The 17,420-nt window shown below is 40.1% G+C and carries 15 protein-coding genes; 3 read left to right on the forward strand and 12 right to left on the reverse strand.

Annotated elements, in window-relative coordinates:
- Nucleotides 1–204 precede the first annotated feature (204 nt).
- The 8 genes from rfbC to rfaH all read right to left on the reverse strand — a co-directional run bounded on the left by rfbC (nt 205) and on the right by rfaH (nt 9,683).
- Entirely contained in the window at nt 205–768 is a 564-nt protein-coding gene (gene rfbC, locus MSG37_RS00275; RefSeq protein WP_248468589.1) for a dTDP-4-dehydrorhamnose 3,5-epimerase, read from the reverse strand.
- Between the two features lie 4 nt (nt 769–772).
- Nucleotides 773–1,654, reverse strand: a complete 882-nt coding sequence (gene rfbD / locus MSG37_RS00280; RefSeq protein ID WP_248468590.1) for a dTDP-4-dehydrorhamnose reductase — start codon at nt 1,652–1,654, stop codon at nt 773–775.
- Nucleotides 1,654–2,541, reverse strand: a complete 888-nt coding sequence (gene rfbA, locus MSG37_RS00285; RefSeq protein WP_248468591.1) for a glucose-1-phosphate thymidylyltransferase RfbA — start codon at nt 2,539–2,541, stop codon at nt 1,654–1,656. Before rfbA ends, rfbD begins: the two co-directional genes overlap by 1 nt.
- Nucleotides 2,541–3,638, reverse strand: coding sequence for a dTDP-glucose 4,6-dehydratase (rfbB, locus tag MSG37_RS00290; RefSeq protein WP_248468592.1), 1,098 nt, complete (start codon nt 3,636–3,638; stop codon nt 2,541–2,543). Before rfbB ends, rfbA begins: the two co-directional genes overlap by 1 nt.
- Before the next feature lie 286 nt (nt 3,639–3,924).
- Nucleotides 3,925–4,917: a Wzz/FepE/Etk N-terminal domain-containing protein gene (locus MSG37_RS00295; protein ID WP_248468593.1), complete on the reverse strand. Its 993-nt coding sequence runs from the start codon at nt 4,915–4,917 to the stop codon at nt 3,925–3,927.
- Between the two features lie 56 nt (nt 4,918–4,973).
- Nucleotides 4,974–5,369, reverse strand: a complete 396-nt coding sequence (locus tag MSG37_RS00300; RefSeq protein ID WP_248468594.1) for a four helix bundle protein — start codon at nt 5,367–5,369, stop codon at nt 4,974–4,976.
- A 69-nt stretch (nt 5,370–5,438) separates the two neighbouring features.
- Nucleotides 5,439–8,180 (reverse strand): SLBB domain-containing protein, encoded by a 2,742-nt coding sequence (locus MSG37_RS00305; protein ID WP_248468595.1) that lies wholly within the window; start codon nt 8,178–8,180, stop codon nt 5,439–5,441.
- Between the two features lie 984 nt (nt 8,181–9,164).
- On the reverse strand, nt 9,165–9,683 hold the full coding sequence (gene rfaH / locus MSG37_RS00310; protein WP_248468596.1) for a transcription/translation regulatory transformer protein RfaH: 519 nt from the start codon (nt 9,681–9,683) through the stop codon (nt 9,165–9,167).
- Nucleotides 9,684–10,111: 428 nt separating this feature from the next.
- Between rfaH and MSG37_RS00315 the strand changes: the two genes are divergently transcribed.
- Nucleotides 10,112–11,584 carry a peptide MFS transporter gene (locus MSG37_RS00315; protein ID WP_248468597.1) on the forward strand — a complete coding sequence of 491 codons (1,473 nt, stop codon included), beginning with the start codon at nt 10,112–10,114 and terminating at the stop codon, nt 11,582–11,584.
- Between the two features lie 241 nt (nt 11,585–11,825).
- Here MSG37_RS00315 and MSG37_RS00320 read toward each other — a convergent pair whose 3' ends face one another.
- Both MSG37_RS00320 and MSG37_RS00325 read right to left on the reverse strand, forming a co-directional pair.
- Nucleotides 11,826–12,932 (reverse strand): response regulator, encoded by a 1,107-nt coding sequence (locus tag MSG37_RS00320; protein WP_248468598.1) that lies wholly within the window; start codon nt 12,930–12,932, stop codon nt 11,826–11,828.
- Between the two features lie 94 nt (nt 12,933–13,026).
- The gene (locus tag MSG37_RS00325; protein WP_248468599.1) at nt 13,027–13,827 is read right to left on the reverse strand and encodes a VacJ family lipoprotein; all 801 of its coding nucleotides are present in this window, start codon (nt 13,825–13,827) and stop codon (nt 13,027–13,029) included.
- Between the two features lie 445 nt (nt 13,828–14,272).
- Here MSG37_RS00325 and MSG37_RS00330 point away from each other — a divergent pair, with 445 nt between their 5' ends.
- Nucleotides 14,273–15,892 (forward strand): hypothetical protein, encoded by a 1,620-nt coding sequence (locus tag MSG37_RS00330; protein WP_248468600.1) that lies wholly within the window; start codon nt 14,273–14,275, stop codon nt 15,890–15,892.
- Between the two features lies 1 nt (nt 15,893).
- The gene (locus tag MSG37_RS00335; protein ID WP_248468601.1) at nt 15,894–16,202 is read left to right on the forward strand and encodes an EscU/YscU/HrcU family type III secretion system export apparatus switch protein; all 309 of its coding nucleotides are present in this window, start codon (nt 15,894–15,896) and stop codon (nt 16,200–16,202) included.
- A gap of 64 nt (nt 16,203–16,266) precedes the next feature.
- On the opposite strand, the gene MSG37_RS00340 is transcribed toward MSG37_RS00335, so the two are convergent.
- Together MSG37_RS00340 and MSG37_RS00345 are read right to left on the reverse strand one after the other, a co-directional pair.
- Nucleotides 16,267–16,674, reverse strand: coding sequence for a DUF2802 domain-containing protein (locus MSG37_RS00340; RefSeq protein WP_248468602.1), 408 nt, complete (start codon nt 16,672–16,674; stop codon nt 16,267–16,269).
- Nucleotides 16,675–16,821: 147 nt separating this feature from the next.
- Nucleotides 16,822–17,313 carry a chemotaxis protein CheW gene (locus MSG37_RS00345; protein ID WP_248468603.1) on the reverse strand — a complete coding sequence of 164 codons (492 nt, stop codon included), beginning with the start codon at nt 17,311–17,313 and terminating at the stop codon, nt 16,822–16,824.
- Between the last annotated feature and the right edge of the window lie 107 nt (nt 17,314–17,420).

The following is a 17,420-nucleotide window of genomic DNA, read 5'->3' on the forward strand; positions in this document are numbered from 1 at the left end:
ATATAAACTAAAAATAGAATTAATCTTTGCTACAAACTAACTATGAATTCATTTATATCAGATACTTAAATAATAAATGAAATTATCGATTTAACAGCTATATGACCTAGTCCCATGAAGTAGCACGAGTGAACTACTAAAAAATGCTCACTTAAAAACAAAGTTTATTATTTGAGCCATTAATGATTTATTTTTCACAAATGTCTAAAATTTCATTTGATCTTGGTAAAAATTAATCTCGTTAAAGTCAACTCCTTTACAATCTTTGTCCGACAAAATTGGCGCAGAGTTTAATGGCCAGTCGATATGAAGTAAACTATCGTTCCACTTTATAGAGACCTCGGCCTTAGGATTATAATAGTCAGTACACTTGTAAACAAACTCAGCTTCATTACTAGTTACGTAAAAACCATGTGCAAAGCCCTCTGGAACCCATAGCTGGCGCTTATTATCAGCTGAAAGATATTCTCCGACCCAATGACCGAATGTTGGTGAACCTTTTCGAATATCTACTGCAACATCAAACACTTCACCAGAAATAACTCGAACTAGTTTTCCTTGAGTATTCTCAGTTTGGTAATGTAATCCACGTAAAATTCCCTTTTTGGATTTTGAATGGTTGTCTTGCACAAACCTTGTAGGTTTACCTGTTACTAGCTCTTCAAATCTCTTTTGATTCCAGGTTTCCATAAAGAAACCGCGTTCATCACCAAACACACTTGCTTCTATAATTTTTACATCAGGAATACTAGTATCTATAACTTTCATGGTTTTATCCTGCATATACTTGAATATTATTTAATGCCGTTTTCCAGTCACTGGCAGTAATAGAAAATACATTGTTAATCTTTTCAGTACTAAGACGTGAGTTACTAGGACGCTTTGCTAGTGTAGGGTATTGCTCTGTAGTAATGCTATGAAGACTAGGCTTTTTGGGGATTAGGTCTTGGCAGACAGCTGTATCAAAAATAGTTTCTGCAAACTCGTACCAACTTACATGTGGTAAACCAGAAAAGTGATATATGCCAAACTCAATAAAATCACCTTGTTCTATCCGCTTAGCGATTTGTATTAACGCGTTAGCAATGTCACCTGCGTATGTTGGTCCACCAAATTGGTCGCCAACAATACTTAATGAATCGTGAGTTGCTCCTAAACGAAGCATTGTTTTTACAAAGTTATTGCCATTTTCAGCAAAAACCCAAGCAGTACGAAGAATAATGTGTTTACCACACGCTTGTCCTACTTCTATTTCACCAGCTAACTTACTTTCGCCATAAACACCTTGTGGGCTAGTAAGGTCACTTTCAACGTAATCACCAACTTTATTGCCTTCAAAGACATAATCAGTTGATATATGAAGTATTGCTGCGCCTACGTCTTGGGCAGCTTGTGCTAGATATTTAGGCCCATCACGATTAATAGCATAAGAAAGTTCAACTTCTTCTTCAGCTCTATCGACTGCGGTATGTGCAGCCGCATTAATAATGATCGTAGGTTTAAATTTGTTAACAACTGCATTAACAGCTGTTTGATTAGTAATATCAAGGCTGTCTCTATCAAGGGATAATACTGTTGTATTTTCATCCTTAATTAATTTCTCTGTAAGGCAAAAACCTACTTGCCCATAACATCCTGTAATTAGTACTCGCATTAGTATACTGCCTTCTTCTGGTTTCCAGTCACTAAACGATTCAGATACTGACCGTACTCATTTTTCATCATAGGTGTGGCAAACGTTAACACCTGCTCATCACTTAACCAACCATTACGCCATGCGATTTCTTCTAAACAGGCTACTTTCAGCCCTTGAACATTTTCTATGGTTTGAACAAAAGAAGATGCTTCATGAAGGCTTTCATGAGTGCCTGTATCTAACCAAGCGAAGCCACGACCTAATAATTCAACGTTCAATAAGCCATCATTAAGATACATTTCATTTAATGTTGTAATTTCAAGTTCACCACGGTCAGAGGGTTTAACCTGTTTAGCCATTTCAACGACACGATTATCATAGAAATAAAGACCCGTAACCGCATAGTTGGATTTTGGTATTTTAGGCTTTTCTTCAATCGATATAGCTTTCATATCTTCATCAAATTCAACCACACCAAAACGCTCTGGATCTTTTACTTGATAACCAAAAACTGTTGCGCCAGACTCACGCAAAGCAGCGCTTCTTAGTGTATTTGAGAAAGATTGGCCGTAAAAAATATTGTCTCCAAGCACCAAACATACACTATCATCACCTATAAACTCTTCACCAATGATGAAAGCTTGCGCTAACCCGTCTGGATTTGCTTGAATAGCATACTGAAGGTTAATTCCAAAATCAGCGCCATTACCTAATAATCGTTTAAAACCTGCGTTATCTTCAGGAGTTGTAATGATTAAGATATCTCTAATACCTGCAAGCATAAGGGTTGAAATAGGATAAAACACCATTGGCTTATCGTAGATTGGCAGAAGTTGCTTTGATACACCACGAGTTAATGGATATAAACGAGTACCACTACCTCCGGCTAATACAATCCCTTTCATTATACTTCCTCCCTCGGTGTCGATTTTTCTACACCTAGGCTTTCACGTTGGTAACTTCCGTCTTGTACGTGTTGACACCACTCTTGGTTAGTTAAATACCACTCAATTGTCTTTTTAAGGCCTGATTCAAACGTTTCCAATGGCGTCCAATCAAGCTCACGCTGCATTTTGCTAGAATCAATAGCATAGCGTCTGTCGTGGCCTGGTCTATCAGTTACATAAGTAATTTGTTCTTTGTACTGAGTTTCTTTTGGTACTAAAGAATCCAAAATAGAACAAATGGTTTGAACGACTTCTAAGTTCTGCTTTTCGTTATGACCACCAATGTTGTAGGTTGCACCTACAACACCTTCTGTAACGACTTTATAAAGTGCTCTAGCGTGATCTTCAACATATAGCCAATCCCGAATCTGGTCGCCTTTACCATAAATAGGTAATTGCTTTCCTTCTAATGCATTTAAAATCACCAGTGGGATCAGCTTTTCAGGGAAGTGGTATGGTCCATAATTATTAGAACAGTTTGTTACTATCGTCGGTAAGCCATAGGTTCTTAACCAAGCGCGAACAAGGTGGTCTGAACTAGCCTTAGAAGCAGAGTATGGGCTTGATGGTTCATAGGATGTCGTTTCTGTAAATAATGGTAATTCTTCTACACTTTCGACTTCATCAGGGTGCGGTAAATCGCCATAAACTTCATCGGTTGATATGTGATGGAAACGAAATTCTTGCTTAGCATCTACAGATAATGTGTTCCAATACGACCTTGTCGCTTCAAGAAGCGTATAGGTGCCGACGATATTTGTTTGGATGAAATCGGCAGGGCCAGTGATTGAGCGATCAACGTGTGACTCTGCAGCTAAATGCATAACGGCATCAGGCTTGCATTGTGCGAAAACTCGGTCTAATTCGGCGCGGTCACAAATATCAACTTGTTCGAACACATACCGTTCATTTGGCTCGATGCTTGCTAAGGATTCTAGGTTACCAGCGTAAGTTAATTTATCGACATTGATAACACTATCTTGTGTATTATTGATGATATGACGCACGACTGCCGAGCCGATAAATCCTGCTCCACCTGTGACTAAGATTTTCATATTTATGTTTCCAAGATGTATTACTTGTCTAAAAACAAGTTCAATTTAGCATTGTGAATTGAATAATCACACTTTCTAATCCCAGCCTTTATAACCAAGCTGAGAACCATTAATCCACTTTATAGACAGCGGATTTTATTTCTAAATAAGCGCTGTCCCTTATGAAGCTTTACAGGCTATTTCTAGTTCCAATTACCTAAAAACAGTCCGGATATAAGCAGATCTAGACTCTAAGCTCTAGGTTTTAGGTTTTAGGTTTTAGGTTTTAGGTTTTAGGTTTTAGGTTTTAGGTTTTAGGTTTTAGAGAATCTTTTCTCAAAAAATGCCTTATTAAAACAATCATTACAGCTAACATACCGCCTAACATTGTACCCAGTACACATATTAGCGCTCTTTTAGGGCCTGCTTTTTCTTCTGGAGCTAATGCAGGATCGATTGTTTTAAATACGTATTCATCACGTACTTCAGCAAACATAATCGTTTTAGCTTGCTCTTCGATAAGTTTATAAAGAATTGAACGAATGTCAGCTACGTTTGTGAGCGCAATCTGTTTATTTAAAAACTCACTACTTCGAATCGCTTCAGCAACGTCACGCTCTTTCATTACTTTATTAATGTCTTGAATTAACCAATCTACCCATTGTTTCGCAACTGATGGTGACAAATGCTCAACAGATATCGTTACCATTCCAGTATCTTTTGCCGAGTTTACTGAAATAATTTTGCTAAATTCTTTATATGCTTCTTGCATAGAAGGCTCAGCCTTAAATGGTGCTTTAACTTCGCGCACCCATACTTTATTTTGGGCGTCATATAATTCAGCATTGTAAGCAAGCATATCAGTAGACATGTCCCACTTCTCCGCAGCCATTAAGTCAGGCAAGATATTATGAGACTTAATAAAATCACTCGCGAATTGACGTGACTTTATCACCTCAATTGCCATCTGGGTTTTATCAACACCGCCACCTGCACCTAAGTTAATGCCCGCCATACTGGCTAACCCACCAAACTGTCCTGCTAATGCGCTTAGTCCACCGCCTTGCTCGTCACTTGCAGGAGCTAATAATGCTTGAGACTTATAGGTATTAGGCTGTGCAAGTGCAAAAATAACAGAACCGATAGCAAAAACTGCTGTAACCGCAATAATCAACCATTTCCCTTGCCAGATGACTGAAAAGAGTTCGCGAAGATCGATTTCGTCGTCTGCGGGATTATGAACGGAGTTCATATGAGGGAACTTAGCGTCAGTGTTTGTTTGTTGTATGTCTTTATTCATTATATAAAGGTCCTAGGCCCTAGGTTCTAGGTGCAGGTTCCGCTTGTAATTTTAAATTAGATGTTAGGTTTGATATTGTATTCAGCTGCTGATTCTCTAACGCAGCCTTTTCTAATCTTTATCAAAGCACCTAGCATTGCTGAAATTTCTCTAGCTTCCTTGATTAGCTTGAAACCATTTTGCTTTTCAATTACGCCTATTTCTATTGCGATGTAAATTTGAGTGGCAAGTTCACCTGAAGAGCCTTTAGCAAAATAAAGAAATCTTGCCGACTCGGCTTTAGATTCTCTTTCTTCACCCTCTGCAATATTTGAGGCAATGGAAACTGCAGCTCGCGTCATTTGGTCTTTTAATCCAAAATCGCGACATGTCTCCAATTCTGTATAGATGTCACAAGCTAAACGACAAGCTCGCTTCCAGACATCTAAGTTTTGAAATGCAAATAAATTCACTGAATGCCATCCTTGGCTAGTTGAGCCTAACATTCATAAGCTAGGCTCTGTTCGGTCTCAAACTTTTATTTAAAGATTTGCGACTGTGGCGAATGCAACTGCTGTGTTGTAGATGATGCTTGTTACTTGCGTCCAAAGCGTTAGGTTATCTTTGTACTCTGTATCAAGCGGCACAATGATTGTATCACCTGGTTGTAAGCTGGTTTCGCTACTGAACCAAACTGAACGACTTGGCAGCATCACTGAACCATCTGCTTTGATAACATAAGTTCTATCATCATCAGCTCGTTCTCTAGCACCACCAGACATTGCTAAGTATTGGTCAACAGTTTGGCCTTCTTTGAACCTATGAGTTGCCGCATGCTGAACTTCACCCATTACAGCAATGGTTTGCTTAGTCGATGGAATATATAGAACATCTTGATCTTCTAACTGCAGGTCTGCTTGCTTAATACCAACAGATATCGCTGATAAATCGACAACTAAACGGCCAACTGCTTTGATTGTTTCAAGATCGGTAAGCATCATTTGTGCATCTGAGTAATTAACTACATTACCGTCTTTAGAAACACCGCGTGTTGCAATATCACGGCGCAGTTGATCTGCTAGCTTCTTGATTTCAAGCTGCTCTTGTTGACGCACAGACTCACGAACAAATACAGATGATGGTAAATAAGCATACTCAGTAAATCCACCAGCACGTTGTAATACATCTGCTAGAGTCTCACCACGGCGGATGTTATATGTACCAGGGAATTTGACTTCACCGCGAATTTCAACTGACTTGTTCTCTTGCCAGTCTGGTGTAGTCATCACGGTTAAAATATCGCGACCTTTAATGACGATGTTTTGTGTCTCGTCACCATTTAATGCTGCTTCTAAGCCAATGTTAGTGTGCTTTATGGCTGAACCATCGACAGTTGTATATGTGCTTGTTAATTCTGCACGAGCTGTATACGCACCCTCTTCTAGCCCGCCTGCAGCTACAACTAAATCTTTTATGCGAGCATTAACTGTTAACGGATAAATGCCGGGGTTATTCACTCGACCGTTAATAGCAACCGCTTGAACACCAGCGCCGACTCTACCTTGGCTATTGAGCTTCATGATAATTGGGTAAAGCAGTTCACCTCGATTCATCACCCCACTTAACTCAATCAGCGCGCGATCTTCAAAAAGGTTTATCAACATTTTGTTGACTTCGCCCTTAACAGCCTTAGCTACAGGATCAGTATCTTGAACCTTACTATTAATTGCTACACCACCTAACTCAGAACGTTCAGCAAATTTTTGCTGACTTAGTTGTGAGAATCCCGCTTCGAATAAATCATTACCGATTAACGAATTGCCAGCTAAAGATTGTACTTTCTCTACACGTTGCTTAACTAACTTGTTTAGCTCATAGCGGTTTTGCGTCAAATCGCTGAAATTAAAGAAAATCACTTTATCGCGAGCTTGAAGCGTTAAGTTTTGTGAAGCTTCTTTACTGTTAATCGCTTTTACTGGCGAGAACTGGTAAACCTGAATATCACCTTGCTTGTTTATTTCGCGTACAACAATCGCATATTCAAGATCAACTGACACATTTAAATCGCCCCAAATAGATGGAACAAGGTCGCTGATTTTTTGTCCTTGGTACCATTGATATTTACCTGGACGAACCGCAGCACCAACCACTGTGATAGCATCTTCATATTGCGTTGTTGCGCTCTTAACTTGAATAACATCACCAGCAAGTGCTTTAGTCGCTCTGCCTGCTTTAGTTGTTAAGTCAACATTCAAAATAGACTTTAGGCTATTGTCGTTAAAACGCTCAACACTACTTTGTCTTGGGTACGCACCTGGCTTAATACCTGCTGCCATTTCAATAACCTGAGCCATAGTTTCATTTTGCTTTAGCTCATAAATAGCAGGGCGGCGTACTTCACCCGTAACGCTAACTAAACCGCCTACTGAAGGAATGAAAACCACATCGCCAGAGCGAAGGTTAATATCGCCGGATGCATCACCACGTAGCAGCAGATCATATAAATCCATGCTGCCTACAAGCTTTCCTTTACGCTTTACTTGAATATTACGCAGGGAGCCAATTTCATTAACGCCACCAGCAACGAACAGAGCTTGGGTAATGGTTGATAGGCTTGAAACTGTATAAGAGCCAGGTTTGTAGGCATCACCTGCAACAAAAATGCGAATTGAGCGTAATTCGCCCATTGTGATATTAGATTCAATACCAATCATTTGTTGGGTAATACGACTTGATAACGTATCGCGCACTTCACTAAAGGTTAAACCCGCTACCGAAATTGGACCAAGTTCAGGGAATTGAATTACACCCTCGCGGTTAATAACAAGGTCGTATTCTTTGTTATCTTTGCCGTAAAGCTGAACCTTAATATTGTCGCCAGGGCCTACTAAGTATTCACTAGGAACTGGAACATCAGAAACAGGGGCAAAAGTTGTTGGTTCGCCTTCGAATAAGTCATAACCAAAACGCTTTAGCTCATTTTTATTACTATCTTGCTCAAAATCTAATTCATTTTTGGCATTAACTGACTGGTCTACAACCTGAGTGGCTGGTGCACGCTGTTGCACAACCTCTGGGTTCTCAATCGGTGCTTGTTCTGATGAGCCACCTAGCATAGAAGGATCGATGCCATATTGCTTAGCTAAGCGCTGTTGCTCCGATGCTGGAAGATTTTTAAATTGCTCAATCATTTGTGGGGAAGGCGCGATTGCGTTTGCCTGCCCTGACAATAAGATCAGCGCCGACATACCAGCTATGATGAGTTTTTTAGTCTTGTTTAGCACCGGTGTTCTCCGAAAAAGGACTTAGAATAAAAAGGTAATATTGATTATTAAGATGTAGCTCTTAAATAATGCTTTAAAAATTGTTTTAGCACTAGATTAGGCTGCAACTGACAAAATAAGAGTATTATTGTCTATAACATTTTGTCCGTGAGACAAAGAAGTTAGCTAACCGCAGCAGTCTAGCCAACATTAAACGCACTAAAGTACAGGCCTCAAAAATGGCGTAACCCATTCTAATATTTCAACCTAATCTGCATCAGGATACTTGCTTTTAGACACGCTACCGCCCATGGATTACGGCTTCCAAAATGCCCGTCTGCAGTGCAGACACTCCCAAAAGAGTATTAATTTTTCATCAGATTAAGCCCATAAACTAAATGGCTTAATTCCAAATTCGCTTTCCAAGCTAAAAACACCCAACAAGCTTTCACAGATGGCTAAATCGCCAATACGTGAGTAACCTGAGATTTAAAAGCGCTCATTTAACTTTGACTGGATAGCTTTTGCCGGGCGATTTTCACACAAAGCAATAACATCGCTAAATACTACCGCGCCGTATTATACATAAGAAGTTGTGCCTAAGCAGCAGTTCCTCCGCCTCAAGCACTATGACTGCTGAAAGTTTCTGCACTTCCTAGAACTTTTCAAACTATACTGGTAGCCCAGATTAAAAATAAAGCCAGTAAAAAATGATTGTAAAAAAGGTGATTAATAAAGAAACCCTATATTACGCCTGAGGTTGCTCTCACTAACAAGCCACTGTATACAAGGTAAATTAGCGCATAAAAATACAATCACTCTTTAATTATTAATGCATATTTTTTATATAAAATATTTCAAAAACTGATTGCCTATGGCAAATATCCTACACAGCTACCAAGTAATTTCTTACTCTATAACCTAAAGGTTTATATTGCGACCCAAAAAGATATCAAAGCCGCAAAGCAGTAACAACAAAGCTACAACTCACAAGAATGGGACAAACTAAATCAGCTTTATCGCGCTGCGTTCAACTGCGACTTTTTGCTGTTTGCCCATTAATTCAAACAAAACAAAACAGCGCTTTTCACCATTTTGTTCACCAAATATTCCTTCAAGCTCTACAAATGGCCCTTCAGTAAAACGTACTTTGTCTCCAACTGTAAATTCCTGCTCTACAACTTTTTCTGGATTCTCAGAAGACTCTAGCGAAAGCATTTTATGTTCACGCATTTTGATCGCATGGATAACGCTATCGTCAATGGCAGTCATTAGCTCTTTACAGCCGACAATTCTCACTACACCACGAGTATTATGGATTTTTGATACGCTAGTGATCAGGGGATCAAAGTAAGCAAAAAGATAACTAGGAAATAGGGATACACGCTTAACAACACTTTGCCCTTTAACCTTCTTTTCTTCAGGATAGGTGGGTAAATAGGTTTCAATGTGCTGAAGTGCCAGATTTTGCTGTGCTCGAGCTTCTCCTCGAGATTTACAATAAATCAAATACCATGCCTTCATGCCAATGCTTCTTCCTTCAGTTAATATAGGTTCGTGACGTCCTATCCACGGCAGGCATATTAACAAACTCCACTTATTTATTAAAACTAGAATCGCGTCAAAATGCTGGCGATAACGTATTTCCTGTATGTATAAGTACGCATAACGTTCAACTGCTCACTAACCCACCAATTGCACGTTCAAAATTGACTTTATCGCCTCATAAAGGGTATATAAGGTAGGCTTTATCGCATTTGGCGCTATTTTTTGCGGCAGATCAGAAAAAACAGAATACAAGCCAACAATAAAACAGTTAAGCACGCTACAAATCCACAAAAGAATTTACATTCCTAGTCGATTGCATCGTGTTTGACCGAAATAATTTAAGAAAATAAATTTCTGCAACGAAAATTTCAGTTGCAGGCAATCACAAGTGAAGGTGGAAAAACATGAACGCAGCAAAACCCCAGGGGACCATGCTCGGGCATCCTAAAGGACTGTTCCTGTTGTTTACAACGGAGTTATGGGAACGTTTTAGTTATTACGCTATGCGTGCAATTTTGGTTTTATATCTAGTTGACGCAGTACAATCTCAAGGTGGTCACGGTCTGGGTTGGACCCAAGCTGATGCACTTTCTCTTTATGGCACGTTTACTGGCTTAGTTTATCTAACCCCACTTATTGGTGGTTGGTTAGCTGATAATTATTTAGGTCAACGCCGAGCTATTATGATTGGTGGCGCTTTGATGGCCGCAGGTCAATTTATTCTAGGTACACCTCATGCTTGGGTGCCAGGAATGGAAGCTGAAGTATTTTACATTGGTCTAGGTGTACTAATCCTTGGTAACGGTTTATTCAAGCCAAATATCTCAACTATGGTTGGTGATTTGTATGAAGAAGGCGACCACCGTCGTGATGGTGCGTTTACTATCTTCTATATGGGTATTAACGTTGGTGCATTCTTATCTGGTATTATCGTAGGTTCTGTTGTTGCCTATTATGATGGTAACTTCCAAACTGGCTTTATCTGTGCCGGTATTGGTATGGTACTTTCTCTTATTATTCAGTTTGTATTCGCTCAAAAACTACTTGGCGACATCGGCCGTGTTCCAGCTGCCCAGCTTGAGAAAGAAAAAGCTGCCGCTAGCGGCGAGGTTCGTAAGGAACCGCTAACTAAGATTGAACGTGATCGTATTAAAGTGATTATGATCATGGGTCTGTTCACTATTATCTTCTGGGCTGGCTTTGAGCAGGCCGGTGGTTTGATGAATATTTTCACCAACGACTTTACTGATCGTATGATTGGCGGCTGGGAAGTACCAACAACTTGGTTCCAGTCTCTTAACGCTATGTTCATCGTTATTTTTGCACCAGTAATTGCCTCAATTTGGGTCCGCTTAGGTAAGAATGAACCTAACTCTCCAGTTAAATTCGCGTTAGGCCTTATTTTATTAGGTATTGGTTTCCTATTCATGATCGGTGCTGTTTTAGAGATGGGCGGCGACGCTAATGCTAAATCAAGCATGTGGTGGTTAGTAGGTGCATACTTCTTCCATACAATGGGTGAGCTATGTTTATCACCTATCGGTCTATCTATGGTGACTAAACTTGCTCCACTGCGTATCGCCTCTCTAATGATGGGTGCATGGTTCCTATTTATTGCTGCTGCAAATAAAATCGGTGGGATCGTTGGCTCATTAATAGGTCATGGTGGTGGTAAAGAAGAACAGCTTGCAAATGCAATGTCTATCTTCGCAGGTATCGCCATCACAGCCGCTATCTCAGGCGTGCTCTTATACTTTATGGCAGACAAGCTTGTTGACTGGATGCACGGTGCTGAAGACAGTTCTCACCATTCTGAAGAACAAGCATTAGAAGAAGAAATTGCGGTAACTGCTGAACATGAAGCAATTAGACGTTAATAACTTTTCTAAAATAACTATGTCTCTCACGACTAAGTTACATTAGAGTCAAATTAGATCTTAAAAGCCTCGTATATACGAGGCTTTTTTATTACGCGGTTACGAGCTGTCTTTGACTTATAAATTAAGGTTTGTGTACACAAGAGTCGCTGTCTATAACCTTTAAAAGCTACCCTGAGCGCTGCATTTGCAAAATGCAGCACACTTTAAAGTCGCCAATCAAAATAACCTGTAACTGTGTCTAACTTAAAGATAATTGAATAAAGCCACCCGGGGTTACATTTGGTTTGTGTACTAAACCATAAAATTCATCATCAATTAGCTGTTGTTTGTGTTCACTAACCTGAGTTGATATACAAAGTTTATCGCCATATACCAAGGTTCTAAAGTGAATGCTTGGTTTGCTCCACTGTGCCATACCAATTTGCAATGCTTCTTGGAGCGCGATAGGTGATAGCCCTTCAGCATTTTTTAAATAGCACCTAAACTCACTTCCAGCTTGAGCAATAGCCGCCCTAAAATGTTTTAGTTCAACCACAACATAAGTGAGGTCCACCAACAAGCCTAATCCTGAGTTAGTCATTCTGTCATTTAAATAAACCAGCATGTTAAACGGCTCGGTGATTACATTCGACACACCGTTTCTATAGAGCTTTAGCTTATGATTGACGAAGCTTTTAAGCAGCACAGATGCGAATGCTGCACGATTATCATGGGGAGCAAAATGTGCCATATACATCATCACATGATCATCATCTAACATTGCAGTATCGATAAAGTGTGCACTTACTTCATCAGTATTAAACAAGCTGTAATCAATAATAACACTTGGATATTCAATACTGCTTGGCGGGAATAATTGTTGCTGAACACTCTTAGCAGCTTCACTGCATTGCTCAAGTAGCGCGAGGTTATCGTTTAGCTCTAAATAAGATAAAGACTCTTGCTCATCAATATTGAGTGAGTCTTCAAGTGAATGGTTTAAGCACTCGTGAATTGCATTTTCAATTAGATATAGGTCTGTTACCGGTTTAACAAGGTAATCGCTAGCACCTTGCCTGAGAGCGTCAACAACATCGGCCATCCCTTGATTACCTGAAATAATAATTGTTGGGATCCCAGGTTTAAACTGATTCATTGCTTTAAGCATATCCAAACCACCAAGTTTAGGCATGCTTAAGTCTGCGATCACAACATCAAAGCTTTGCTTTTTATATAGTTCGAGGCCGAGCTCACCGTTATCGGCTTCAATGACCCTCGCCCCTCTACTATCTAGATAAGACGTGACAAGCTTGCGGAAGACTGGGTCGTCTTCCACAAAAAGTACAGTTAAGTTTGTTAGCGCCATAATTGCCCTTTAATGACAATAGCGAAAACACACGTCCTTGTTCTAGTTCACGCTGCAGCGAAGCAGTTATTGTTATTAATCCGCTGGTTAAATGCTATTCCAATTCTTGCATATACTCATCGAGTAACTCGTCATCGTCGTCACTTTGTGGAATGTCACCATCATATACTTTGTAGTCCATATGCTGAAAATAAGCATCCTTTACAAAAGTGTATGGATCCAAGGCATTGTCAACTAATCTCTCCTGATCAATTGCCGACGCCCTATTATGCAAGTTTTTCAGACCCCATTTTAATGCTGACTGCCAAAATGTCAGCTCAGATAAAGGAAAGTATAGATCATCAATCCAATCTGTTGCGAGTTCTCGGGTAACATAGGGGCCAATAAATGGTGCCATAAAATATGGACCATTGGGTACACCGTAGTAACCTAACACTTCATTAAATGCATCTTGTTTACGGCTCATGCCCATCATTTCAGCGACATCTATGACGCCAAGCAAGCCGAGTGTACTGTTTACGGTAAAACGTCCGCCTGCGTTCGCTGCCCAGCCCCATTTCCCCTGTAACGTATTATTTACTAGAGTTGATGGTTCTTCTAGATTCAACACAAAGTTATTGATCCCTGTTTTCACTGGACGAGGCACGTAATCATTATAACTATGAGCTACAGGCCGATAAAAATATCTGTCCAAAAACAGGTAGTTGAAATCCCACATAGTGCGGTTAAAGCCCTCGATAGGATCTCGGGGATCATTATAAGTAACAGTTACTTGAGGCTCACTTTGTTCGGTCACAGCAGAAGTCGTACTTTCAGAAGAAGTCTTCTGCTCTGTATTCGCCGCTGCGGGCATTCCATAAATAGCCAGAGAAAGCACAATCCATTTAAACTTCATAATTGTCTCTTTGAAATGTTTCCGGTTACCCAAACTCTATACGCAGGACCAGAACGGTATATAAAACTGTTAAAAATACAAATTTAGCCTTTGCCAACAGAGTGCCCCATCGGCAGCCGGTTACCAGACTCACGCTTAAGCCGTTATATCAATCTTTACTCGCAGTCTTTGCCGGCAAAAAACACCTTTAACTAAAGTAGTTCATGCCTATGCCGATATAATCGACAGTGTTATTCAATAAAACCGCATCACTTTAAAGACTAAAGTCTTTGAATTTACGGTAAAGACGGCTAAGGATACTGAGTAACTCAGTAAGATCAAATAGAAATTTGTGAACAAACATATCTAAATTGTTGTCTTGTCATTTGCCACGCTAACCAAGTTTGCTATAACCGATTAACGATTCACCACTTACTCATGATCTGTCTTTTAATACGGGCTGGATATGCAAAATGTTCAAACTTCTACAGTGATTTCTTCTGCTAGTACACAACTAGCCGATACTGCTGTTAAATTCAGTCAATTATTGGTGCCAGTTACGTTGCAAGTTACCGAGCAAGGCGCAAAGGTCTGCTTCTCGCAGCAGCAGTACTTACTTAATCGTTTACCTCTTAGCACGCTACAGCAACTACAAAGTGCGCAACGGCTAATATTAAATATAGTGCAAACTCAAGCTGCAACAAGAATAGCCAGTCTAATTGGCCTTGGGCAAGCCTATCAACTCCCCTTACCTACAGCACTATTACACATGCTAAGTTCAAGCCCAGAGCAAATCAAAAAACTCGAGCAACTCGCTGGCCGTAAAGAGGGTTACTCGTTAGGAAAAACTCGGGTTAAAAACAATATATTGGCTTTTGATGCAGGCTCAAGCATTTCGCTGCCGACCACTATTATTGACGGACACTATACAGCGGCGATTGTATTAAAAAATGGCCGGTTACTGTTGACGCTAAGCCAGATAAAGATTGAGCAAACAGTTCAGCTAACCCAAGACTCGCATTCGCGAGTTGAAGAAGCTTGCGATCCCGCTGATGAAACCATGCCCACAAGCAGCCCGCTTAATATGACAGCAAGCTATAAAAACCTCTTTTCCGAGCTGGCAGCAGTAACACTTGCACGTCAATCAGCTTATCCGAACGCTGAGCAGTCGGCTCAAGCTGGCAGTACTAATCAAAACCGCGATAAAAAGGTGCTCAATAGTAACTCAAACAGCACTAAGGCACCGCCTATCACTCATCAGTCACTGAATAATGCACTAATTAAAGCCGGTGGTTTGCCTGTTACTTGCCAACTCCCTACGCCATCACATAGTGATCTAGCTACTGAATTAACTAAGTTGCTACCATCAATTAGAAGTGATGCGATAACTGAACTTGCTCAGCCACAAAAACTCAAGCAAATCCTGATTGAAATGAGTAAGCTAGCCCTCGCTCCATCTGAATGGCAACAAAGTAGCAGTCACAGCCATATCACAACGATCAGTCTTATCACTCAGCTGTTAATTGCATTACATAGTAAAGCTAATATTTCACCCGAGTTAAGCAAACAGCTTATTGCACTGCAAGATAAACTCGCCTTACCCGAACCGCTACTGACGTTGTTGCAAACAGCAGTAAAAGTAGACGCTTTTGCCGATATTCTGCGCAATATTTCACTATATCAACAAGCGTCTGACTTATCAGAGCAAACGACTAACTTCTATTTTGTTATCCCCTATTCGATTAACCATTATCAAGAACACCTTGAGGGACAGATCAGTAAACATGATACAGAAGGCAGCGATAATAGCAGTGTGTGGCAGTTACAGCTTAAATTCAATTTGTCTGCAGCGGCTTTGCTCATTAATGGCCAAATACAGCAAACAGTAAATCAAAAACCAACACTGACACTTAGCTTTAGCTCTGATGATGCTGCGACAACTAATAAGGTAAAACTCTTAAGCACTTCTCTCAGATACAAACTCATTGAACTAGGTTTTGAAAATGTGAAGCTAGAAAGTAAAACAGCTGCGATTGCCGCATCAATTTTGCCCGGACAACATTACTTAGTGAAAACCAAGGTATAACATGACATCAAAAACAAAAGCTAAACAAGCTGCTGCACTGAGCTATAAGACCGGAGCAGCCCCCATTGTGGTGGCCAAAGGTGAAGATTTGCTCGCTGAAGAGATCATTGCCCTAGCGAAGCAAGCAGGTGTTCACATTCATCAAGATGAACATTTGGCCAACTTCTTACAGCAGTTAGAAGTGGGAGAAGCGATCCCAAGCGAACTCTATGGCTTAATTGCCGAGCTCATTGCATTTGTATATGTGCTAGAAGGTAAGTTTCCCGAGAAATGGGACAATATGCATAATAAAATAATGGAGCAAATATAAGGAAGTGCCAGTTTAATCATTTGTACTGGCTTGCACCCTATTAGTAAACAGTAGCGATGTTAAGTTAATTTTTACCATGTAAGCGAATCAACAATTCTGCTTCAGCCTTTGGCAGTTCACATTCCTCTATAAGCTCTTCAACTCCCGCACCTAAGGCAACCATTTTCATTGCTCTAGAATACAATCTCGCTTGCGGATCTTGCTGAGTTCCCTCCTCGAGTTTGGCGTCTTGCTGGGCTAGCTTTTTCTCAAGCTCTAGCATACGTCTACCAACGCCAATAGTGCCGCTTCTTAGCTCTAGCAGCTCCCGTTTAACAGTATCTCTTTGTTTGTCGCTTTCTTTAACCAAAACTGTAAGAGCATCCACTGTTGAGCGCAGCTTAGTTGTTTGCTTTTGCAAATAAACAATCAAAGCGCAAAAAATAACAGCTAAAACTAACACTGCAACAATTAAAATTTCTTCAACAGTCATTAATATATCTTCTAAAAGGGTAAATTAGCGCAATCATCAGTGTCAGATAGCTTAGTTGAATATGCTACCTAACACTGCAAGCAACATAGCTAAAGTCATTAGCTAGAGCTATTCATTAAGAGTCATTAACTAAGAGTCGTTAAAGAGTTAGATTTGAGTTAACTCCATCCACTCTTCATCAGAAAGTAACTTATCTAAATCAACCAAAATAAGCAGCTCATTTTCACGGTTGCTGACACCTTGAATGAATTTAGCGCTCTCTTCTGTTCCAACATTTGGCGCATTATCGATTTCAGAACGACGTAGATAAACCACCTCAGCAACGCTGTCGACCAAAATACCAATTACTTGCTTTTCAGCTTCAATGATCACGATACGCGTTGAATCATTAACGTCTGCAGAAGCTAAACCAAAGCGTGAGCGGGTATCAATAACTGTTACTACGTTTCCACGTAGATTAATGATCCCTAACACGTAATGAGGCGCACCCGGTACAGGTGCAATTTCGGTATAACGTAATACTTCCTGAACCTGCATAACATTAATGCCATAGGTTTCATTATCAAGCTTAAATGTTACCCATTGTAATACTGCATCATCATTACCTGCCGCAACGGCCACACTATTTGAACTTGTCATAAATCCCTCAATCAATAGCTCTGTGGCTATCTAATAAACCCTAGTAACCTGTAAAACGAGTTACTGATAAAATTCATTTCAGAAATGCTAGCCTATTAAATTTATGG

Source organism: Shewanella sp. 1CM18E (assembly GCF_023161665.1).
Classification (GTDB): Bacteria; Pseudomonadota; Gammaproteobacteria; order Enterobacterales; family Shewanellaceae; genus Shewanella.